Below are 19,846 nucleotides of genomic sequence, written 5' to 3'. Positions count from 1 at the left end.
CGGGGTGCCCGGTCAAAGCAGGGGCTCCACGAGGCGGGCAAAACCCTGCAGCAGGCGCTGGCCCAGGCCGCGCTGGGACCATTGCGCCGGGTCGATGCGCTGGGAGACGGTCAGGTCGCGGGCGAACAGGGCCTGCATCTGCTGGCCGAAGTCGTCGCCCAGCACGATGACGTCGATCTCGCGGTTGCCGACGATGCTGCGCCAGTCGAGATTGCTGGAGCCGACGCTGGAATAGACGCCGTCGACGACGGCCGTCTTGGCATGCATGACCGACCCCGACATCTCGTGGATCTGCACGCCCGCCTCCAGCAGCTGGGCATAGCGCGAGCGCGCCGCGTGCAGCACCATGGCGACGTCGCTGCGGCCCGGCAGCACGAGGGCGACGGCGACGCCGCGCCGCGCTGCATCGCACAGGGCCTGGATGAGCTCCGGCCCCGGCGCGAAATAGGCCATGGTCAGCTGCACGCTGCGCTGCGAGGCATCGATGGCATGCAGCAGCGCCGTGTAGGCCGGGTTGATGCCGTTGCTGGGGTCGCCCGCCACCAGCTTGACGACGCGCTGGCCGGGCGTGGCCACGCGCGGCGCCGGCCCCGGCACCAGTTCGCCCTTGCAGCCCTGCAGGGCCCAGGATTCGCGGAACAGCGTCGCCAGCGCCGTCACGACCGGTCCACGCAGCTCGACCTGGGTGTCGCGCCAGCCCTGCTTGTCGGCATCGGCGGGCGGGCTCTTGCGGCGAGCGCTGCTGAAAGACCCCTCGGCGTAGACATTGCTGAGATTGATGCCGCCGGTGAAGGCCACGTCGCTGTCGACGGCCAGCATCTTGCGGTGGTTGCGTTCCAGCACGCCCCAATGGCCAGGGCGCTCCAGCGGATTGACCGGGTTGAAGGCGCAGACGGCGATGCCGCCCTCGCGCAGGCGGTCGAAGAAGGCGCTGTCCGTGCCCATCGAGCCCAGGCTGTCGTACATCAATGCCACGTTGACGCCCTCGGCCGCCTTGCGCAGCAGCAGCTCGCCCACTTCGGCGGCGACGCCCTCGTCCTCAATGATGTAGAACTCCACCAGAATACGATGGCGGGCGGCGCTGATGGCGGCCTTCATCGCGGCAAAGGTGGCGGGCCCGTCGACCAGCAGCCTGGCCGTGTTGCCGCGCAGCAGCTGGGTGTCGCCCTTGGCGGCCAGCACGCCGAGATGGTGCTCGAACAAGGCGCCATTGCCTTCGTCGCGCACCCGGGCGAGGTCGCGGGCCTCGACCGCGTCGGACACCGGGCCGTTGCGGCCTTGCAGGCTGACGCGGTCCGCGGTCAGCCGCGAAGAGGCGGGTGTCAGCTGCCGGTCCTGTTCCGGCAAGGTGCCGCAGGCGACCGTGCCCGCCAGGGAGAACACCAACACGAGGCTCCAGGCCCAACTGCGGGATTGCTTCATGAGCCCTTTGCCAATGCATCAATGCAGGGCGGGAGGGGCAAGCGGCGTGCCCGCAGCTTGCGGCAACCCGGAAGCGATTTCGGTCACCGGTAGAACTTGCAGAAATTCTGGCAACGGCTCGCGGCCGGCTCCTACAAGGGCGGGCCGTCAAGCTGCATAACGTGATGGCCAAGCAGCCCGAGCAGACGACGTGCCCGGGTTCCTGTCGGATACCGCCGCCGGGCCGAAACTTTTCCGGGTCGCTGCGAATTTGCCGACAATGATTTCCCCCGAAGCGCTGCGTCCCCGCAACAAAGAAAGCTGGAAGGAAACGATGCCGCATGCCCTGGTAGTGGATGACGACCATGATTCGGCAGCTTCGCTGCGCGAGTTGATCGCGGGCGAGCACTTCACCGTGGCTGTGGCCCATAACCTGCGCGATGCGCGCAAGCAGATCGCGCTGCAGCAGCCCGACATCCTGCTGCTGGATCTGCGCCTGCCGGATGGCAATGGCATGGACCTGCTGGCCGACCCCAAGCTGGTCGCCAATTCCGAGGTCGTGCTGTGCACCGGTCACGCCAGCCTGGAAACCTCGCTGCAGGCGCTGCGCCTGGGCGCGGCCGACTACCTCGTCAAGCCCGTCAACCTGAAGCAGCTGCAGGGCGTGCTGTCGCGCATCATGAAGCCTGCGACCCTGCAGGCCGAGGTCGAGGATCTGGCGGCCACCCTGGATGAATCCGGGCACTTCGGCCTGCTCTGGGGCCGCAGCGCGCCGATGAAGCGCATCTACGAGCAGATCTCGCGCGTGGCCGGCACCAGCGTGTCGGTCTTCATCACCGGCGAGTCCGGCACCGGCAAGGAGGTCGTCGCCCAGACCGTGCACGACCTCAGCCGCCGCCGCAAGCAGCCCTTCCTCGCGGTGAACTGCGGGGCCATCAGCCCCAACCTGATCGAGAGCGAGATCTTCGGCCACGAGAAGGGCAGCTTCACCGGCGCCGAGCGCCAGCACCAGGGCTTCTTCGAGCGCGCCAGCGGCGGCACGCTGTTCCTGGACGAGATCACAGAGATGCCGCTGGAGTTGCAGGTCAAGCTGCTGCGCGTGCTGGAGACCGGGCGCTTCATGCGCGTGGGCAGCACCACGGCGCTCGAGACCGATGTGCGCATCGTCGCGGCCACCAACCGACTGCCCTATCAGGCCGTGGCCTCGGGCAAGCTGCGCGAAGACCTGCTCTACCGGCTGAACATCTTCCCGATCGCGCTGCCGCCGCTGCGCGACCGCATCGCCGACATCCCGCTGCTGGCCAACCATTTCCTGGCCGCCATCAGCGAGCAGGAGGGGGTGGTGCGCCGCTTCACGCCCGAAGCGCAGGCGATGCTGGTGGGCTACTCCTGGCCCGGCAATGTGCGCGAGCTGCGCAACGTCGTGCAGCGCGCCTATGTGATGGCAGCCGGCGAGACCATCGACGAAACCTGGCTGCCCGGCAGCCCGGAAGCCGGAGTCACTTCGAGCTGGGGGGGCTTGGCGCCGCCGGCGCCGCCGGCCGCAGCGCCGGTCAGTGCGCCGGCTGCGGCGCCCCGGCCGCCGGAGGCCTTGAACGGCGACGCCGACACCCCTTTCATCACCCTGCCGATAGGCTCCAGCGTCGCCCAGGCCGAGCGTGCGTTGATGCTGGCCACGCTGCGCCACTTCAACCACCACAAGGAACGCACCGCCGCGGTGCTGGGCATCAGCCTGAAGACGCTTTACAACCGGCTGAAGGAATACGCCGCCGAGGGCGACGAAGCGGCCCGCAGCAGCGCGCCGCAGGACTGAAGATCGCCCTGACCCCCGGGCGCGCCGATTGCCCGTTGCCTGTCCCGACATCTCGTTGAAGGACAGACCATGGGTCACGCTGATTTGATGCACGAGGCAGCCGACGCGGTGACGCCGATGCTGCGTGATGTGCGTTCGCGCGTCGCGCAGGCCTCCGGCCGCACGCTGGGCTATGTACGCGACGAACCGGTGCGTGTGGCCGTCGCCGCTGCGGCCGTGGGTACGCTGGTGTTTGCGCTATGGCATCTGCTGAGCTCGCGCAGTTCCCGCTGACGGCGCAGGCCCTGGTGGCCAGGCTGCCGCTGCTGACGCAGCTGGCCAACTTCCAGCACGCCTTGAACGAGGAGTTCGACAGCAGCCGCCACGCGGCCCGCTACCGCCCCAGCCTGGCGCTGCGGCGGCTGCGCTCGGGTGTCGAATTGTTGTGCCGCTTGCAGCAAGAACTGCTTCACCCCGCCTTGCGCGCGTCACGGCCAGAGGCCTGGCCCGAGCTGGAGCTGGCCATGGAGGCGGTGGCTGCGCTGCGCGACCTGGCCAGTCGGGGCGCCAGGGGCGACACCGAGCAGCTTGCCTTGGTGGCCGTGCTCGAAGGACTCGTCCAGCTGCAGTTCGTCAGCCTCGACGAGCTGCTGGCCCAGGCCGACGCCAAGACCATGCCCTGGCAGGCGCTGGAACTCGAGACCGAGGCGGCGCTGCAGCATTGGCAGGCGGGCAGCCGCGATGTCGAGGATCAGTACGCGCTGAACTGACCGTGCCGCGCTGCGGCGGTCAACGCTGGCGGGCCAGGCTCGGCAGCGCCAGGCCGCGCGCGGGTGCGGGTGCGGTCGTGGTGGTGGCGCGGCCGAGCAGGGCGGCGTAGCGCCGCGTCATCTGCGCCAGCACATGCGGCCAGTCATGCGCCTGCGCGCGGGCCAGGCCGGCGCGGCGCCGGGCGGCGTTGTTGCCGCCCAGGCTGGCGTCCATGGCCTCGGCCCAGCAGCCGGCCCGTGGCCGGTCCACCAGAAGGCCGGCGCCCTGGGCCAGCTCGGCCAGGCCGCCGGCATTGGCGACGACGACCGGCGTGCCGCAGGCCATGGCCTCGAGCACGCCCAGGCCGAAGGTTTCCTGGTCGCCCGCGTGCACAAAGGCATCGCAGCTGGCCACCATGCGCGCCAGCCTGGCGCTGTCGGTCTCGGTCGGCAGCAGCCGCACCTGCTCGCCCAGCGGCGGCGCCGGCCCGTCGCCCACCGCCAGCAGCACGTGGCCCTGGCCGAGCAGGGCGACCGCATCGGCCAGCAGCTGCAGGTTCTTGGCGCGCGCGAAGCGGCCGGTGTAGAGGAGCAGGCGTGTGTCCGGCGCCAGGCCCTGGTCACGGCAGAACCGGGCCCGCCAGGCGGCGTCCGTTGCGCAGGGTGTGAAGACCGAGCAGTCCACGCCCAGCGGCTGCAGCGTCACGCGGGGCACGCCCCAGGATTGCAGGCGCTGCACCATGACGCTGCTGGGTGCCATGACGAGGTCGAAATGGCGATACAGATGGACCAGATAGCGCCGCGCCCAGCGCTCGGCGCCGCGGCCCAGCGGCCCGTCTTCGGCGCCGCCTGCCAGGCGCTGCGCCAGCTCGGGCAGGTTGCCGTGGCAGAAGGCGGCGGCCGGCACGCGCAACTGTTCGGCCGCGGTCAGCGCAGCCCAGGCCAGCACATAGGGGTCGGCCGACTCGATGAGGTCGGGCGCAGCGAACTGCATCTGCCGCAGCGCACGGCCCCGGCCCAGCACCAGGCGCTGGCCGCCGCTGCGCGGCAGGCTGATGCCACCGCAGTCCAGCAGGCCCGGGCCCTGGGCACCCGGGGCGACGATGGTGTGGCGCCAGCCCAGCGGGCGCAGCCTATCGTGCTTGGCGGTCAGCGCGTGCCGCACGCGGCCGGTCGCGCCCCAGAACATCGACACATCCAGCAGATGGGGGGCCGCGCCCGGTGATGTCGCCGGGACCTGCTGCTCGGGCACGGAATGGTTCAAACGCATTGCGGCGCGGGGGCAAGCGGCATGCCTGGCACGTCGCCTGCCTGAGAGCCGCATGCCCAAGCCACCCGCATCCCCCGAGATCCGCCAGGCGCGTCAGGCTGGACTGCGCTGGCTCAGTGACGACGGCCCTGGCCTGTGCCGTTCGCCGACGGCCGGCGGCGGCTTCCAGTACCGCGACGCCCGCGGCCGGCGCGTCCGCGACGAGGCCACGCTGGCGCGCATCCGCCGGCTGGCCGTGCCGCCCGCCTGGCAGCGGGTCTGGATCAGCCCGCATGCCGACAGCCATCTGCAGGCCACCGGCCGCGACGCGCGCGGGCGCAAGCAGTACCGCTATCACGCCGACTGGATGGCCGGCCGCGGCCAGACCAAGTTCGACGGCCTGCTGCGTTTCGGTGCCGTGTTGCCGCGCCTGCGCCGGCGCGTGCAGCGCGCGTTGGCCGGCTCCGGCGAGCCGACGCGCGAGCGCGTGCTGGCGACGCTGGTGCGCCTGCTGGACACCACCTGGCTGCGCATCGGCAACAGCAGCTATGCGCGCGAGAACGGCTCCTACGGCCTGTCCACGCTGCGCAACCGCCACGCTGGCGTCAAGGGTGACGCCATCCGGCTGTCCTTCGTGGGCAAGAGCGGCGTGCGCCATTCGGTCAGCGTGAACGACCGCCGCGTCGCCCGCATCGTGCGCCGCTGCCGCGAACTGCCGGGTCAGGAGTTGTTTCGTTATGTCGACGACGCGGGCCAAAGCCATGCGATCGATTCGGCCGACGTCAACGCCTGGCTGACCGAGGCCGCCGGCCTGCGCGTGACGGCCAAGGATTTCCGCACCTGGCACGGCAGTGCGCTGGCACTGCAATTGACGCTGCAGGCCTGCGCCGAGGGCGCGGAACCCTGCCGGCCGCAGCAGGTGCTCGAAAGCGTCGCCCGGCGCCTGGGCAACACCGCCGCCGTTTGCCGCAAGGCTTACATCCACCCCCGCGTGCTCGGCCTGGGCGAGGCCCTGGGCGATGAAGCGGCCCGCGCCAGGCTGCGCGCGCAGCCCTGGGCATCCGCGCCCTCGTCCCGGGCCGGCCTCAGTGCCGCCGAACGGCAGTTGATGGCCCTGCTGCGCTCGCGGGCATCCCACTTGCCCTGACGCCGAGATGCAACCCGGAGTGAAACCTCGTGCGCATCGCCTTTGTCACCGAGACCTTTCCGCCCGACATCAACAGCGTGTCCCTGACCGCCGACCGCGCGCTGCGCCATTTGCGCGAGGCCGGTCATGACGTGCAGCTGATCCGGCCGCGTCGGCCCAACGAGCTGCCCTGCCGCGACAGGCACGAATGGCGCTGCGGGGGCGGACCCGTGCCGAGGTATCCGGGCCTGCGCTATGGCTGGGCGACGCCCGCGGCGCTGCGCGCGCTGTGGCATGACCATGGTGGCCTGCCCGACCTCGTGCACGTGACCACGCCGGGCCCACTGGGCTGGGCTGCGTTGCGCGCCGCGCGCGGCGAAGGCATCGCCCGCAGTGCCGATTTCCGCATCAACTTCCACGCCTATTGCGGCCACTACGGCCTGGGCTGGCTGGAGCCCGTCGTGCTGGCCTATCTGCGTCGCCTGCATGGCATGGCCAACCTCAACTTCGTACCGACCGCCGAGCTGCAGCGGGAGCTGGCCGGCCACGGCTTCGAGCGCCTGCAGGTGCTGGGCGCGGGTGTCGATGCGCGCCACTTCTCGCCCGACCGCCGCGACCCGCGCCTGCGCCGTGACTGGCGCATCGGCGATGACCACCGCGTCATGCTCTACGTGGGCCGGCTCGCCGCGGAGAAGAACGTCGGCCTGGCGCTGCAGACCTTCGAGCGCCTGAGCGCGCGCCGCCCCGGGCTGCGCATGGTGGTGGTCGGCGACGGCCCGATGCGCGCGCAGCTGGAATACGCCCATCCGACGGCGCGCTTCGTCGGCATGCAGACCGGCGTCGCGCTGGCCCGGCACTACGCCAGCGCCGACGTCTTCCTCTTCCCCAGCCTGACCGAGGCCTTCGGCAACGTCACGCTGGAAGCCATGGCCAGCGGCCTGGCCGTGGCCGCCTTCGACACCGGCGCCGCCGCCCAGCATGTGCGCGACGGCATCAGTGGCTGCCTGGCGCCGCCGTGCGACGGCCTGGACGCGGCCGACGCCTTCCTCGACGCGGCCACCCGCGCCCTCGATGCTTCCGCCCCCGACGGGCCGCTGCGCCTGCAGGCGCGCCTGGCTGCCATGCAGGCCGATTGGGCCGGCGTGCAGCGCCGCTTCGAGCAGGCCCTGCTGCAGCTGGCCGCCCAGGCCGAGGCCGTGCCCGGCTACGCGGCCCTGGCCTGACACCGGTCGCCGATGCTGCCCGTTGCCGCCACGCCGCGCGCGGTACCGCCACCGACGACGCCGCGCGCCTTCAGCTGCGCCTGCGGGCGGCCGGTGTTCTTCCGCAACAGCGCATGCCTGGCCTGCCACCGGCCGCTGGGTTATGACGCCACGCGCGGCGTGCTGCTGGCGCTGGAGGCCGTGCGCTCGGGCCGCGGCGGCTGGCGCGAGGCTGGCGTGCCGGCGCGGCGCGCACCGCGCTATGCGCGTTGCGCCAACCTGGACACGGCCGCCGCCTGCAATTGGCTGCTGGACGCCACCGAGGTGATGGCCGGCTTCGCGCTGTGCCGCTGCTGCCGGCTGACGCGCACCGTGCCCGACCAGTCGCAGCCGAACGCCGGCCTGTGGTGGGGGCGCATCGAACTCGCCAAGCGCCGCCTGGTGTCCTCGTTGATCGGCCTGGGCCTGCCGGTGCTGTCGCGCAGCGAGGATGCCGAGCACGGGCTGGCCTTTGACCTGCTGCTGGCGCCGCCCGAGGGCCCGGCCGTCGTCACCGGCCATGCGGACGGCGTCATCACGCTGGACGTGTCCGAGGCCGATGACGCCCGCCGCGAGGCGCGCCGCCACGATCTTGGCGAGCCCTACCGGACCCTGCTGGGCCATCTGCGCCACGAGACCGGCCACCACTACTGGCAGCGCCTCGTCGAGCACAGCGACTGGATAGAGCCTTGCCGCGCCTTGTTCGGCGATGAGCGCGAGGACTATGCGGCGGCGCTGCAGCGCCACTACGCCCATGGCGCACCGGCCGACTGGGGCCAGCGCTTCGTCAGCTCCTATGCCAGCGCCCACCCCTGGGAGGACTGGGCCGAGACCTGGGCCCACTATCTGCACCTCGTCGACACGCTGGACACGGCGCGCAGCTTCGGCCTGGACGGCGAGCGCGTGGAACTGAGCTATGAGCGCTTCGGTGCCGACCTCGCCGCGGATGCCGACGATCCCGGTGCGGCCGGCTTCCTGCAGCTCATCAACAGCTGGATGGAGTTGACCGGCGTGCTCAACGAGTTGTCACGCAGCATGGGCGTGGCGGACTTCTACCCCTTCGTGCTGTCGGCGCCCGCGGTGCGCAAGCTGCACCTGGTGCACCGCATCGTGCAGGGCGCGCGGGACTGAGCTCTCGGTGGCGGTGCCTGTGGCGCCCTCAATGCCAGTGCGGTGCCAGCGCGGCCGGCGCGGGCCGCGCCCGCAGTTCGGGCAGGGGCGGTGGCGGCGACGCATGGGTGCCGACCAGACCGTCCAGATGGCTCAGGACTTCGTCGACATTCAGCGGCTTGCTCCACAGCTCGCAGAAGCCCCAGTCCTCGACGGGAAAGTTGACGTCGGCCGTCACGGCCACAGCCGGTACCGATTCACAGCCGGGCAGGGTACGCAACAGTCCGAGCAGGCGGCTGCCGTGGCAGTCGGGCAGGCCCAGGTCCAGCAACAGCAGGGCCGGCGCCAAGCCGGCTGCCATGCGCATGGCCTCCTCGCCCGTGGTGGCGATGAAGAGTTCGAGTTCGGGGCGCCGCTCCAGGATCGCCGCCATCAGCAGCGCATTGACCGGATGGTCCTCGACATAGAGAACGGGTCGGCGGGCTGGGTTGGGCATGGATCCTCCGGGCGTCATGGCCAGCACAAGGGCAATCCGTGTGCCCGCCGGACCGGGCACCGGCCTTGCCTGTCACGACCATCGACTCCACCAAGGCCCTGCCATGTCAACCACCACCTCCACCAGCGGCGCGCCGCGCAGCTTTGGCGTCTTCAAGCCGGTCGGCCATGTCGTCATCTCCTTCCCCGAGGCCGGCCAGGCCGTGCGCGCCGGCCAGGCCCTGGCCGCGCTGGGCCTGCCCGATGCCGCCGTGCACCATTACAGCGACCGCGAGATGCTCAGCCAGATCGACGATGACATCGCCCATGCCAGCCCGATTGCCGCCATCGGCCAGGAGATGAACCTGGTGCTCGCCCACCGTGCGCTGGCCGCCAGGGGCTACCACTGGTTGGTCGTCCAGGTCGGCAGCGACGATCAGGCCACGCGCGTGGCGCGGGCGGCCGAGGGCTGCGGCGCCGAGCGCGCCCAGCACTACGGCCACTTCATCATCGAGGAGCTCATCGAGCGCCCGGGCGACATGCCCCAGGTCGCCGAGTCCCCGGACCGGGGCCTGGACGCGCAGACGCCCTCGGGCAAGGAGACCGAAGCGGCCGCAATGAAGAAGGCGCAGTGATGTCTGAAGCCGACAAGACCCTGCAGACGCAGCGCGACATCCAGAAGCGCCAGGACCAGGCCGACGCCAAGGCGCCGCACAAGATGGACGAGCAGGACGGTGCCGTGCAGGCGGGCGCCCGCGCGCAGCCTGAGTCCCTGCCGGCCCAGCATCTGCAGAAGCCCGGCCGCGAGGCCGACCTCGAGCTGGCGCCACGCTTTCTGGCGCCCGACTACCGCGGCAGCGCCAAGCTGCAGGATTTCGTCGCCCTCATCACCGGCGCCGACTCCGGCATCGGCCGCGCCGTGGCCGTGCTGTTCGCGCGTGAGGGCGCCGATGTGGCCGTGGCCTATCACTCCTCCACCGAAGACGCCGAGGAGACGCGCCGCTGCATCGAAGCCGAGGGCCGCCAATGCCTGCTGCTGCAGGGCGACGTGAAGAGCAGCGCCTGGTGCGACAGCGCCGTGGCCCAGGTCATCGCCCGCTTCGGCAAGATCGACGTGCTCGTCAACAACGCCGCCTTCCAGGAGCATGCGGCCTCGCTCGAGGATCTCGACGACGAACGCATCCGCGAGACGCTGGACACCAACATCGGCGGCTATCTGCGCATGGCGCGCGCCGTCCTGCCCCATCTGAAAAAGGGCGCCTCCATCATCAACACGGGATCGGTGACCGGCCTCAAGGGCAGTGCCCGGCTGCTCGACTACTCGGCCACCAAGGGCGCCATCCATGCGCTGACCAAATCGCTGGCCAGCAACCTGCTGGAGCGGGGCATCCGCGTCAACGCGGTGGCGCCGGGGCCGGTCTGGACGCCGTTGAACCCGGCCGACGCACCCGCCGAGAAGGTCGCCGAATTCGGCAAGCAGACCGACATGAAGCGAGCGGCCCAGCCCGAGGAGCTGTCGCCGGCCTATGTCTTCCTCGCCTCGCCGGTCTGTGCCGGCTACATCACCGGCATCGTGCTGCCCGTCACCGGCAGCGTCGGTGCGATCTGACCCGCAAGCAATGCGGCAAGTTCTGCCGCCACCGGCGCACGGCACCCCATTTGCCTGTTGCGGCGGCGGCGCTGCGCCGCGGCCAAGGAGTACTTCATGAATCTGATCATCTGGCTCATTGCCGGTGGCCTCATCGGATGGGTCGCCAGCTTGCTGATGCGCACCGACGGCGAGCAGGGCGTCGTCCTCAATGTGCTGGTCGGCATCGTCGGCGCGGCCATCGGCGGCTGGCTGATCTCGCCCATGGTGGGTGTTGCCACCATCAACGACGGCATGCTCAGCATGGGCTCCCTCGTGGTTTCCCTGCTCGGCGCGATCGTGCTGTTGGCCATCGTCAATCTCATCCAGCGCGGCACCACGCGCTGACCCTTCCCGTTCACCTTTCTTTCACCCAAGGACCACCATGACCACCACGGCGAATACTCCCTTCCCCACCTCCTCGGCCTCTCCCGCCACGCCGGCGCCCGTCGCTACCGCCATCAACGACACCGCGGCCAAGGCGGGTGACGCCGTCGACAAGGGTGCAGCCGTCGGCCACGACGTGCTGAACCGCGTCGTGCAGGGCGCTCACAGCGCCATCGATCGCGTGGCCGGGACGGCCGCACCCGCCGTGCAGCGCCTGCAGGAAGGCGTGCAGGCGGCCGGTGAATCGCTGAGCCAGCGCGCCAGCGATGTCCGCGAGATCGGCGATGAGTGGGCCGAGAGCCTGCGCAGCACGGTGCGCGAGCACCCGCTGGCCGCTCTCGCGACGGCCCTGGCCGTCGGCGTGCTCGTGGCCCGTCTGGCGCGCTGAGGCGGCCTTGGCCGACCCGCTGCAAGACAAGCCACTGCGGGATCAACTGCAGTCGCTTTGGCGCGAGCTGCCCGGCCTGGTCAGCGACCGTGTCGAGCTGCTGTCGCTGGAGCTGCAACGCGCGGCCCGGGCCCTGGCCCAGATCGTCGCGCTGATGGTGGCCGTGGCCATCCTCGGCGTGACGGCCTGGCTGGTGCTGTGGGCCGGCGTCATCCGCCTGCTGATGCGGGCCGGCCTGCCCCTGGAGGCCGCCCTGCTGATCGCCATCGCCGTCAACGGGCTGGCCATCCTGCTGGCGCTGCAGCGCGTGCGCAAGCTGCTGCCCAGGCTGGGCCTGCCCGTCACGCAACGCCATCTAATGCTGGCGCCCGAACCGCCACCCCGCGAGGACACCGATGAACGCGCCGCTGCCTGAGCCCGATATCGATGCACGCATCCTGGACGTCGAGATGCGGCTGATGGCGCGCGAGGCCCGGCTGGGCGCGGGCGCTCACGACCTTGCCGACCGGTTGCGCCAGACCCTGCAACCCGCCAAGCTGCTGCTGCCGGCCGGCGCGGTGTTGCTCGGCGTCGCGGCACTGCTGTCGCTGCGACGGCGACCTCGTGCCGCTTCCGCGCCGTGGATCCTGGCCGGCGTGCTGCCCGACGTCTCCTGGGTGCGACTGCTGGGCCTGGCCTGGCCGCTGTTGCCGGAAAGCTGGCGCAACCGCGTCAGTCCGGCCACGGCCAGCAGCGTCGTGACGCTGGGCCTGCCGCTGGTCGAAGGCCTGCTGGGGACTCGCCGCGCCAAGCCACTGGCGGCAGCGGCCGAGGTCGACCTGACGCGGCTTTCCGGCCGCTGGTTCCTCGTCGGCGAGCTGCCGGCGCCGCTGCAGGCCCCGGCACTGCAGCCCCCTGAACTCGGCCTGCTGCCGCGCGACGATGGCCAGTTCGACCTGCTGCAGCGCCGCATCGACGCCGGCGGCACGCATGGCAGCGAGGCAAAGGTCAAAGCGGTGCCGGCCAGCCAGGGCGCGCGGCTGCGCTTCAGCCATTGGCCGGAAGCCCTGCAATTCCTGCCCTGGGCCTGGATAGAACGCACCGTGCTGCATGTGGACGAGGGCTACGACGAGGCGCTGATCGGCAGCGCCGATCGCGACTCGCTGTGGCTGCTGTCGCGCCGGCCCGGGCTGGCAGCCGAGCGCCGCCAGGCCCTGGTGCAGATCGCGCGTGACCGCGGTTTCGCCGTCGACAGGCTGCGCTTCTTCGGGCCCGATTGAAATGCAGGCCCGCGTCCAAGGCCCGCCTTGGACAACCTGGGCGCCAACGCCGGCGGCACATGGCTTGCCGTCAATCCTGGCGGGGTTGTCCCGCTTCGACCAGGAGATTCTTATGGCACGCAGCAGCTTGCTCGGTATTGATTCCGCTGCGGCCGAGCCCGCCGGCCGGGACAAGGCCAGCCTCGGCCCGGGCGACAGCTCGGACAGTGGCAGCGACGTCAGCGGCCTGGAAGGTGACGACGATGGCACCGACCCGGGCCTGCCGGTGGACGTGGCCCTGCGCGACGATCAGATGGCACCGCTGCCGCTGGGCGAATCACTGGCCGCCGGCGAAGGCGAGACGGGTGTGCGCGATGGCGCCGACATCGGTGTGGACCGCGTCTTCACGCCTGGCGATGCCGATGACGTCGATGCGCTGCTCGGCGCCGTCGATGAGGCGCCGCTCAGTGAGGATGAAGAGGATGAAGCGGATGAAGAAGAGGACCGGGAAGACGAGCAGATCGCCCCCGATCCAGCCGGACATCGCCCCGGCCGCAGCTAGCCGCGGCCGGGGCGGCGCGTCGCGCGGTCAGACGGCGGCGCGGGCCTGGTCGCGCAGCGTGCGCACCTGCAGGTGGTTGCGCTTCACGCCCTCGTACTGGCGCTCGACGACCGAACGCACATCGGGCGGCAGCGCCTGCTCGAGGGCCTCGCGGTAGGCCTTCATGGCGCTGTCCTCACCGCGCTCGGTTTCTTCGAGGATGGCCTTGTCGGTGTAGCCGGCCAGCGTGCCCTTGACGGCCACCCAGCCGCGGTGCATGGCGCCGGCGGCCGTGCCGCTGTCCTCGGCCTTGCCACCCAGGCGCACGACGCTGGATTGCAGCTCGGCGGCGGCCTGGCGGCATTCCTCGGCGCGGCGTTCGAAGGATTGCTTGATGGACGGATCCTTCAGGTATTCCGCCGAAGCGTGGAAGCCGTACTCGCCATCCTTGCAGGTTTCAATGAGATCGTTCAGCGTGTCGATGATGTCGTCGTTGCTCATGGCATGTCCTTTCGCGGGTCGATGAAGGCGCCGGCGTGCCGCAGCTGCACCGTGCGTCCAGCCCGATTTGGGGCAGGTGGCGTGCCCGCCCTGTTACGGCGGGTTCACGGCCGGGCCGCCGGCGCGTGCCGCCGCCAGGGCGGCCTGCAAGGCGGCCAGCAGTTCGGCAGGGGCGCAGGGCTTGCGCAGCTGCACGAACTCGCCGTCAGCGATGGCCGTGTTGCTGAAGCCGCTGATCAGCACCACCGGCAGGCCGGGGCGCTGTTCACGCAGCTGCCGGGCCAGCGCGACGCCATCCAGCGGCCCCGGCATGACGACGTCGCTGAGCACGATGTCGGGCTGCGCACCGCTGTCCAGCACGCGCAACGCGGTGCCCACGTCGTGGGCGCGCAGCACCTTGGCGCCGTGGGCCATCAGCAGGGCGGCGGTCACATCGCCCAGGGCTTCGTCGTCCTCGACGAGCAGCAGGGTGGCGCCGGCGATGCTTTGCGGGGCGGCATCGGCAACAGCAGGCGTGGGGCGGTCCTCGTCGCTGGCCGCCACCGGCAGCAGCAGTGACACGGTGGTGCCCACGCCCGGCGTGCTGGCCAGGCGCGCGGTGCCGCCGGCCTGCGTCGCGAAACCATGGACCTGGCTGAGCCCCAGGCCGGTGCCCTGGCCGACGCCCTTGGTCGTGAAGAAGGGCTCGAAGGCGTGCTCGACCAGCGCCGGGTCCAGACCCATGCCGTCGTCGCCGACGGTCAGCAGCACATAGTTGCCCGGAGCCAGGTTCGGCAGGCCCTCTTTGTCGGCGGCCTCGGCATTGCGTGCTCCCAGCCTCAGCTGGCCGCCCGCCGGCATGGCGTCGTGGGCGTTCAGGGCCAGGTTGACGAGGGCCAGGTCCAGTTCATTGGTGTCCACGCGCACCGGCCAGACATGCGCTGACACCTGCACCTGGATCTCGATGCGCCGGCCCAGCACGCTGCGCATCAGCTCCTGCACCTCGGGCAGGTAGCTGGCGAGCGACAGCGTCTGCACCCGCACCGGGCGACGGCCGGCGAAGCGCAGCAGGTGCTGGGTCAGCTGGCTGCCCTTGTCGACCGAGCGCTGCGTGGCGCTCAGTGGGCCCTGCAGTTCGGCGGCGCTGGGGTGGCGCTGCATCAGATGCATGCTGTTGCTGATGACGCCCAGCAGATTGTTGAACTCATGCGCCACGCCGCCGGTGAGCCGGCCCAGCGCGACGACGCGTTGGCTCTGCGCACCGCGCTGCTCCGCCAGCCGCGTGCGCTCGACGGCCTGGGCCACGCTGTGCTCGAGCTCGGCGCGCGCGCTGGCCATGCTGCGGCCGGCGGTGACAAGGGCGTCGGCCACCTCATCGCACTCGACCATGCCGGTGGGCTGGGCCTGCACCGGCAGGCCGGCCTGCAGGGCCTCGGCCTGGCGCTTCAGCGCGCGCAGCGGCCGCTCGATGCGGCGCGACACCCACACCGCGCCCACCATGGCCAGCGCCAGCAGCACCAGCGTGCCGATGGCGACCCGCAGCACCGCCTGGGGCATGCGGCCGCCGAAATCCTCACGCGGCATCGCGCTGACATAGCTCCAGCCCAGCGGCGAGGTGCTGAAGTAACCCGCCGTCGGCACGCCGTCCAGAGAGACCGATTCAAAGGCACCTTCGCGGGCCGCGGCCATGTGGGCGAGGATGTCGGGGCTTGCCCTGCGGCCCACGTAGCGAGTGCCGCCAGGCAGGCGGGCGACGAGTTGGCCGGAGTTGTCCAGCACCGAGCCGATCCAGCCCGGATGCGGCGCCTGGGCCTGCACGATTCTCTGAAGCTCCGAGGGCCGCACGGTGACGACGAGGTTGTAGAGCAGTGTGCCGTTGCGCGTCACGGGCTCGACCCATGACGCGTGAGGCTCCTGCAGCTCAGGCGCTGCGTTCGTCATCGCGGGCTGAAGGGGCAGCATGACGGGGCTGGCGCTGAGGTTTTCAGGTCCGGGCGCCTCGCTGCCGCCCCCCGCCGGCAGGCGGGTGCTGAGCAGCAGCTTGCCCGGTGCCCTCAATTCGACCCAGCCGTCCAGCCCCTGCATGGCGCGCCGGGCCAGACTCTCGAAGCCCAGGCGCTGTTCCTCGTCGAGCGGCCCGGCGCTGTCCAGCGCCGGTGACTGCGCGAGCACGTGGGCGATGGCCGCGCGGCGCGACAACTCGCCATCGACCAGCATGGACAGGGCGCGCGCCGTGTCGCGCAAATTGCGCTGGTGCGCGTCGCGCTCGGCTTCGTAGGTACTGGCGACGAGCCATGCCACGCCCAGCATGCCAGGCAGCAGCACGGACAGGACAAGCAGCAGCAGACGTGAACGGATGGTGACCGGCATGGCGAATCGCGGGTGTGCCAGGCCCCGCAGGAAAGCCGGGACCGATCGCATCAACGCAACCATAGCAACCCTATCAGCCAAAGCACCGCGGCCCGGCCCCGGCCCGCGGAATGTCTCTTGTGCGAGCCGGATGGCAAACGGCGTGCCCGCCTGCGGCGGGCGGTTCACTTCAGTTCGTGGGGACCTTCACGATGATGTTGTTGCGCACCTCCTTCACGTCGGGCGTGCTGCGGGCCAGCTGGCCGGCACGGTCCTTCTCGGCCTGCGAGGTGGCGAAGCCGGCGAGCTGCACCGTGCCCTTGAGCGTCTCGACCTGGATGCGCATCGCGCTGACCTGGCTGTCTTCGGCAAAGCGCGCCTTGACGCGTGTGGCGATGGTGGCGTCGTCGACATACTGGCCCACGGTGCTCTGGCCGCTGGTAACGGCGCAGCCGGTGCCCGCAAGCGTGGCGAGAGCCACCATCGAAGCGATCAGGATCTTCTTCATGCCTTCTCCTTGCGCGAGGGAGACTCGCGCGACTTCACGGCAACCGGTGTGCCCGGGCTGGTTGGGCGGGCCCGGGCCGGCCCCGTCGCGGCGCTGCGCGACGGCAGGCTTTACCGCAATTAGCCGGTCCGCGCCCGGGCGATCGGTAAATCCTGCAAGGTGGGGGCCGGCCTGACGTCGCCACGATGTGGAGGTGCGTGCCCAAATCCTTGTTGCGCAAGGAGAAAGTCGATTTTGTGTCCGGACGCGACGCCAGCGTGAATCCGGCATGGACGTTGCGTTGGAAGGGTCAGCGCTGCAGCGATGCGGCCGGCCCCTGACCCTGCAAGACCCGCAAGAGGAACCCCCGTGCCCTCCCTGGACCTCCGTGCCGACCACCGGCAAACCCAGACCCTGTCGCCCCGACTGCAGCACGCCGTGCGCCTGCTGCAGATGTCTTCGCTGGATTTCGCGGCCATGCTGCGTGACACCCTGGGCCGCAATCCCTTCCTCGAGGCCGAGGAGGGCGAGGGCGGTGAAGGCGAGGAGGGCGGGCAAGCCACCGAGGCCGCCGACGGCGCCGAACCCGGCCCGCTCGGCATGATGGAGGCGGTGTCGGCCGATGGCGTCGTCGAGGCGGATGCGCCGATGGCGGACGGCGACGGTGCCGGTGCGCCCGACGATGGTGGCGACCGCGACCTGTGGGCCGTCGACAGTGCCGGCCAGCGTCGTGCCGAGGACGGCGATCTCAGCGCGCTGGACATGATGGCCGTCGAGACCTCGCTGACGACGCATCTGCATGGCCAGCTGAACGTGCTGCCGCTGTCCGGGCGCGACCTCGCGCTGGCGCGCACCATCGTCGAGTCGCTGGACGACGACGGCTATCTGCGCACGCCGCTGGAGGAACTGATCGTCGTCGCCGCGCAGGATCCGCTGCCCGATTTGCAGGAGATGCAGTTCGCGCTCAAGCTCGTGCAGTCGCTCGACCCGGCCGGCGTGGCCGCGCGGGACGTCGGCGAATGCCTGCTGCTGCAGCTGCCCGCCATCGACTGCCCCGACACGCGCGCCCTGGCCCAGGCCATCGTCAGCGACCACCTGCCTGCGCTGGCCGCGCGCGACGTCGCCACGCTGGCCCGGCAACTGGGCGAGTCGCCGGCGCGCGTCGAAGCCGTCTGCGACCGCATCCGCCGGCTGGACCCGCGGCCGGGCTGGCGTTTCGGTTCCTCGCACGTCGCCTATGTGGTGCCGGACGTCATCGTCAGGAAGGTGCGCGACCGCTGGACGGTGCAGCTCAACCCGGCCATCGTGCCCAAGGTGAGGTTGAACCAGGTCTACGCCAACCTGTTCCAGCGCCATCGCACGGCGGCGAACGCCGAGATGGGGGCGCATCTGCAGGAGGCGCGCTGGACGCTGCGCAATGTCGAGCAGCGCTTCTCGACCATCCTGGACGTGGCCGAGGCCATCGTGAAGCGCCAGCACAACTTCCTCGACTACGGCGCGATGGCCATGAAACCGCTGGGCCTGAAGGAGATCGCCGAGGAAGTGGGCATCCACGAGAGCACCGTCTCGCGGGTGACCAACAACAAATACATGGCCACGCCGGTCGGCGTGCTCGAGCTGAAATACTTCTTCAGCCGCGCCATGATCAGCGCCAACGGCAGCGCCTGCTCGGGCACGGCCATCCGCGGCCTCATCAAGGACATCATCGAGGCCGAGAGCCCGGACACGCCGCTGTCCGATGCCGAGATCACGCGCCAGCTGGCCCAGCAGGGCCTGGTGGTGGCGCGACGCACCGTCACCAAATACCGCCAGATGCTGAAGATCGAGGCGGTGGACCGGCGCCGGCGGGTGGCTTAGCGCGGCGCTACGCGCCAGATGGTGTTGCCGACGTCGTCGGCCACCAGCAGGGCGCCGCGGCCATCGATGGCCACGCCCACCGGTCGGCCGCGGGCTTCGCCCTCGGGGCTGAGGAAGCCTGTCAGCACGTCGATGGGCAGGCCCTGGGGCCGGCCTGCGGCAAAGCCGATGTAGACGACCTTGTAGCCCGAGAAGGGCTTGCGGTTCCACGAGCCGTGCATGCCGATGAAGACGCCCTCCGAGCTGCCGCCGGGGAGCAGCCTGGGCAGGGGGCTGGCGCCTGCTGCAGCCAGGCCGAGGGCGGCGACATGGGCCCCCAGCGCGTAGTCGGGTGCGATGGCGCGTGTCACCAGGTCCGGCCGCTGCGGTTGCGCGCGCTCGTCCACATGCTGGCCGTACCAGCTGTAGGGCCAGCCGTAGAAGCCGCCGTCGCGCACCGAAGTCAGGTAGTCGGGCACCAGGTCGCTGCCGATCTCGTCGCGCTCATTGGCCACCGTCCACAGCACGGGCGTGCCGCCGGTGGGTGTCATCCAGGCCATGCCGTTGGGATTGCGCAGGCCGGTGGCGAACAGGCGCTTGGTGCCGCTGGCGCGGTCGATCTCCCAGATCGCCGCACGCCCTTCCTCGGCCGCCATGCCGTTCTCGGCCACGTTGCTGTTGGAGCCCACCGTGGCGTAGAGCTTGCTGCCGTCGGGGCTGGCGATGAGGCTCTTGGTCCAGTGGTGGTTGCGTGGGCCGGCCGGCAGGTCGGTGAGCTTGCGGCCCGGGCCTGCCAGCGCGGTCTGGCCGGGCGCGTAGGCGTACTCCCAGACGGCGTCGGTGTTGGCGACATAGAAGCGGTCGCCCACCAGGGCCATGCCGAAGGGCGAGTTCAGGTCGTGCAGGAAGACGGTTCTCACCTCGGCGCGGCCGTCGCCGTCGGCGTCGCGCAGCAACGTGATGCGATTTGCACTGGGCGTGGCCGAACCGGCCTTGGCCATCAGCTTCTTCATGACCCAGCCCTTGACGCCCTTGCCTTCGTCGGGGCGCGGCGGCGCATTGGTCTCGGCGACGAGCACGTCACCGTTGGGCAGCACATGCAGCCAACGCGGGTGCTCCAGGCCGCTGGCGAAGGCCTGGGCCTGCAGGCCCGCCGCGGCAACCGGCGCCTCGCCGGCCAGCCAGGGGCGGGTCGCGGCGACATGGGCCGTCGGCACCAGGGTGTGGACCGGTTCGACCAGCGTGGGCCGAGGGCCGACGTCGGCGCCGTCCGGCAAGCGGGTGGTCTCGCCGCAGCCCGCCAAGGCCAGCGCCAGCAGCAGGGAAAAAGGCCCCGTGTTCATGCGCGAAGTCATGACCATGAACGGCAAG

Annotated in this window: 21 protein-coding genes; 14 read left to right on the top strand and 7 right to left on the bottom strand. The window is 70.9% G+C overall.

The genetic code is table 11. The features are described 5' to 3' along the window. Positions 1-12: 12 nt before the first annotated feature. Positions 13-1,422 (bottom strand): phospholipase D-like domain-containing protein, encoded by a 1,410-nt coding sequence (locus tag AC1D2H_RS20990; protein ID WP_478012319.1) that lies wholly within the window; start codon positions 1,420-1,422, stop codon positions 13-15. 313 nt (positions 1,423-1,735) lie between these two features. Here AC1D2H_RS20990 and AC1D2H_RS20985 point away from each other — a divergent pair, with 313 nt between their 5' ends. The 3 genes from AC1D2H_RS20985 (at position 1,736) to AC1D2H_RS20975 (ending at position 3,963) form a co-directional block, all read left to right on the top strand. Continuing rightward, complete coding sequence (locus tag AC1D2H_RS20985; RefSeq protein WP_478012360.1) at positions 1,736-3,214, top strand: sigma-54-dependent transcriptional regulator; 1,479 nt, start codon at positions 1,736-1,738, stop codon at positions 3,212-3,214. 69 nt (positions 3,215-3,283) lie between these two features. Then, positions 3,284-3,487 (top strand): hypothetical protein, encoded by a 204-nt coding sequence (locus AC1D2H_RS20980; RefSeq protein ID WP_477936030.1) that lies wholly within the window; start codon positions 3,284-3,286, stop codon positions 3,485-3,487. After that, entirely contained in the window at positions 3,454-3,963 is a 510-nt protein-coding gene (locus tag AC1D2H_RS20975; RefSeq protein ID WP_477936028.1) for a hypothetical protein, read from the top strand. The genes AC1D2H_RS20980 and AC1D2H_RS20975 overlap by 34 nt, the downstream gene beginning before the upstream one ends. A 19-nt stretch (positions 3,964-3,982) precedes the next feature. Here AC1D2H_RS20975 and AC1D2H_RS20970 read toward each other — a convergent pair whose 3' ends face one another. Further along, a complete protein-coding gene (locus AC1D2H_RS20970; protein ID WP_478012318.1) occupies positions 3,983-5,212 on the bottom strand; it encodes a glycosyltransferase in 1,230 nt (409 codons plus the stop codon). A gap of 52 nt (positions 5,213-5,264) precedes the next feature. Here AC1D2H_RS20970 and AC1D2H_RS20965 point away from each other — a divergent pair, with 52 nt between their 5' ends. Genes AC1D2H_RS20965 through AC1D2H_RS20955 form a run of 3 tightly spaced genes read left to right on the top strand, consistent with a single transcriptional unit; the run spans position 5,265 to position 8,689 of the window. Further along, positions 5,265-6,338, top strand: coding sequence for a DNA topoisomerase IB (locus AC1D2H_RS20965; RefSeq protein ID WP_477936024.1), 1,074 nt, complete (start codon positions 5,265-5,267; stop codon positions 6,336-6,338). A 29-nt stretch (positions 6,339-6,367) separates the two neighbouring features. Continuing rightward, positions 6,368-7,540: a glycosyltransferase family 4 protein gene (locus AC1D2H_RS20960; RefSeq protein WP_478012317.1), complete on the top strand. Its 1,173-nt coding sequence runs from the start codon at positions 6,368-6,370 to the stop codon at positions 7,538-7,540. A gap of 12 nt (positions 7,541-7,552) precedes the next feature. Next, positions 7,553-8,689 carry a zinc-binding metallopeptidase family protein gene (locus AC1D2H_RS20955; RefSeq protein ID WP_478012316.1) on the top strand — a complete coding sequence of 379 codons (1,137 nt, stop codon included), beginning with the start codon at positions 7,553-7,555 and terminating at the stop codon, positions 8,687-8,689. Between the two features lie 28 nt (positions 8,690-8,717). Here the strand turns inward: AC1D2H_RS20955 and AC1D2H_RS20950 are convergent, their stop codons facing one another. Then, a complete protein-coding gene (locus AC1D2H_RS20950; protein WP_477936018.1) occupies positions 8,718-9,164 on the bottom strand; it encodes a response regulator in 447 nt (148 codons plus the stop codon). 103 nt (positions 9,165-9,267) lie between these two features. Between AC1D2H_RS20950 and AC1D2H_RS20945 the strand changes: the two genes are divergently transcribed. From AC1D2H_RS20945 to AC1D2H_RS20915, 7 genes are all read left to right on the top strand, one after another. After that, entirely contained in the window at positions 9,268-9,777 is a 510-nt protein-coding gene (locus AC1D2H_RS20945; protein WP_477936016.1) for a hypothetical protein, read from the top strand. Beyond that, positions 9,777-10,751 (top strand): SDR family oxidoreductase, encoded by a 975-nt coding sequence (locus AC1D2H_RS20940; protein WP_478012315.1) that lies wholly within the window; start codon positions 9,777-9,779, stop codon positions 10,749-10,751. Before AC1D2H_RS20945 ends, AC1D2H_RS20940 begins: the two co-directional genes overlap by 1 nt. A gap of 96 nt (positions 10,752-10,847) precedes the next feature. Next, positions 10,848-11,117 carry a GlsB/YeaQ/YmgE family stress response membrane protein gene (locus tag AC1D2H_RS20935; RefSeq protein ID WP_477936012.1) on the top strand — a complete coding sequence of 90 codons (270 nt, stop codon included), beginning with the start codon at positions 10,848-10,850 and terminating at the stop codon, positions 11,115-11,117. 37 nt (positions 11,118-11,154) lie between these two features. Continuing rightward, entirely contained in the window at positions 11,155-11,544 is a 390-nt protein-coding gene (locus tag AC1D2H_RS20930) for a DUF883 family protein (protein WP_477936010.1), read from the top strand. Between the two features lie 7 nt (positions 11,545-11,551). After that, entirely contained in the window at positions 11,552-11,959 is a 408-nt protein-coding gene (locus AC1D2H_RS20925) for a phage holin family protein (protein WP_477936008.1), read from the top strand. Next, positions 11,940-12,803, top strand: a complete 864-nt coding sequence (locus AC1D2H_RS20920) for a lipocalin family protein (RefSeq protein WP_478012314.1) — start codon at positions 11,940-11,942, stop codon at positions 12,801-12,803. The genes AC1D2H_RS20925 and AC1D2H_RS20920 overlap by 20 nt, the downstream gene beginning before the upstream one ends. Before the next feature lie 112 nt (positions 12,804-12,915). Next, positions 12,916-13,344, top strand: coding sequence for a hypothetical protein (locus tag AC1D2H_RS20915; protein WP_478012313.1), 429 nt, complete (start codon positions 12,916-12,918; stop codon positions 13,342-13,344). Between the two features lie 27 nt (positions 13,345-13,371). Here AC1D2H_RS20915 and AC1D2H_RS20910 read toward each other — a convergent pair whose 3' ends face one another. The 3 genes from AC1D2H_RS20910 to AC1D2H_RS20900 all read right to left on the bottom strand — a co-directional run bounded on the left by AC1D2H_RS20910 (position 13,372) and on the right by AC1D2H_RS20900 (position 16,660). Continuing rightward, positions 13,372-13,824 (bottom strand): PA2169 family four-helix-bundle protein, encoded by a 453-nt coding sequence (locus tag AC1D2H_RS20910; RefSeq protein WP_477936002.1) that lies wholly within the window; start codon positions 13,822-13,824, stop codon positions 13,372-13,374. 93 nt (positions 13,825-13,917) lie between these two features. After that, a complete protein-coding gene (locus AC1D2H_RS20905) occupies positions 13,918-16,173 on the bottom strand; it encodes a hybrid sensor histidine kinase/response regulator (protein WP_478012312.1) in 2,256 nt (751 codons plus the stop codon). Between the two features lie 169 nt (positions 16,174-16,342). Next, positions 16,343-16,660 (bottom strand): BON domain-containing protein, encoded by a 318-nt coding sequence (locus AC1D2H_RS20900; RefSeq protein ID WP_477935998.1) that lies wholly within the window; start codon positions 16,658-16,660, stop codon positions 16,343-16,345. 348 nt (positions 16,661-17,008) lie between these two features. Between AC1D2H_RS20900 and rpoN the strand changes: the two genes are divergently transcribed. Then, entirely contained in the window at positions 17,009-18,496 is a 1,488-nt protein-coding gene (gene rpoN / locus AC1D2H_RS20895) for an RNA polymerase factor sigma-54 (RefSeq protein WP_477935994.1), read from the top strand. Here the strand turns inward: rpoN and AC1D2H_RS20890 are convergent. Continuing rightward, positions 18,493-19,836 (bottom strand): PQQ-dependent sugar dehydrogenase, encoded by a 1,344-nt coding sequence (locus tag AC1D2H_RS20890; RefSeq protein ID WP_478012311.1) that lies wholly within the window; start codon positions 19,834-19,836, stop codon positions 18,493-18,495. The genes rpoN and AC1D2H_RS20890 overlap by 4 nt on opposite strands. Positions 19,837-19,846: the final 10 nt, after the last annotated feature.

The sequence above is a fragment of the Roseateles sp. P1_C1_2 genome, from assembly GCF_056406535.1.
This window is presented reverse-complemented; position numbering and strand designations above follow the sequence as displayed.

Bases quoted from the DNA above. Each gene is read 5' to 3' on its own strand.
- AC1D2H_RS20990 (WP_478012319.1), bottom strand. From the start codon at position 1,422: ATGAAGCAATCCCGCAGTTGGGCCTGGAGCCTCGTGTTGGTGTTCTCC.
- AC1D2H_RS20985 (WP_478012360.1), top strand. From the start codon at position 1,736: ATGCCGCATGCCCTGGTAGTGGATGACGACCATGATTCGGCAGCTTCG.
- AC1D2H_RS20980 (WP_477936030.1), top strand. From the start codon at position 3,284: ATGGGTCACGCTGATTTGATGCACGAGGCAGCCGACGCGGTGACGCCG.
- AC1D2H_RS20975 (WP_477936028.1), top strand. From the start codon at position 3,454: ATGGCATCTGCTGAGCTCGCGCAGTTCCCGCTGACGGCGCAGGCCCTG.
- AC1D2H_RS20970 (WP_478012318.1), bottom strand. From the start codon at position 5,212: ATGCGTTTGAACCATTCCGTGCCCGAGCAGCAGGTCCCGGCGACATCA.
- AC1D2H_RS20965 (WP_477936024.1), top strand. From the start codon at position 5,265: ATGCCCAAGCCACCCGCATCCCCCGAGATCCGCCAGGCGCGTCAGGCT.
- AC1D2H_RS20955 (WP_478012316.1), top strand. From the start codon at position 7,553: ATGCTGCCCGTTGCCGCCACGCCGCGCGCGGTACCGCCACCGACGACG.
- AC1D2H_RS20950 (WP_477936018.1), bottom strand. From the start codon at position 9,164: ATGCCCAACCCAGCCCGCCGACCCGTTCTCTATGTCGAGGACCATCCG.
- AC1D2H_RS20945 (WP_477936016.1), top strand. From the start codon at position 9,268: ATGTCAACCACCACCTCCACCAGCGGCGCGCCGCGCAGCTTTGGCGTC.
- AC1D2H_RS20940 (WP_478012315.1), top strand. From the start codon at position 9,777: ATGTCTGAAGCCGACAAGACCCTGCAGACGCAGCGCGACATCCAGAAG.
- AC1D2H_RS20935 (WP_477936012.1), top strand. From the start codon at position 10,848: ATGAATCTGATCATCTGGCTCATTGCCGGTGGCCTCATCGGATGGGTC.
- AC1D2H_RS20930 (WP_477936010.1), top strand. From the start codon at position 11,155: ATGACCACCACGGCGAATACTCCCTTCCCCACCTCCTCGGCCTCTCCC.
- AC1D2H_RS20920 (WP_478012314.1), top strand. From the start codon at position 11,940: ATGAACGCGCCGCTGCCTGAGCCCGATATCGATGCACGCATCCTGGAC.
- AC1D2H_RS20915 (WP_478012313.1), top strand. From the start codon at position 12,916: ATGGCACGCAGCAGCTTGCTCGGTATTGATTCCGCTGCGGCCGAGCCC.
- AC1D2H_RS20910 (WP_477936002.1), bottom strand. From the start codon at position 13,824: ATGAGCAACGACGACATCATCGACACGCTGAACGATCTCATTGAAACC.
- AC1D2H_RS20905 (WP_478012312.1), bottom strand. From the start codon at position 16,173: ATGCCGGTCACCATCCGTTCACGTCTGCTGCTGCTTGTCCTGTCCGTG.
- AC1D2H_RS20900 (WP_477935998.1), bottom strand. From the start codon at position 16,660: ATGAAGAAGATCCTGATCGCTTCGATGGTGGCTCTCGCCACGCTTGCG.
- AC1D2H_RS20890 (WP_478012311.1), bottom strand. From the start codon at position 19,836: ATGGTCATGACTTCGCGCATGAACACGGGGCCTTTTTCCCTGCTGCTG.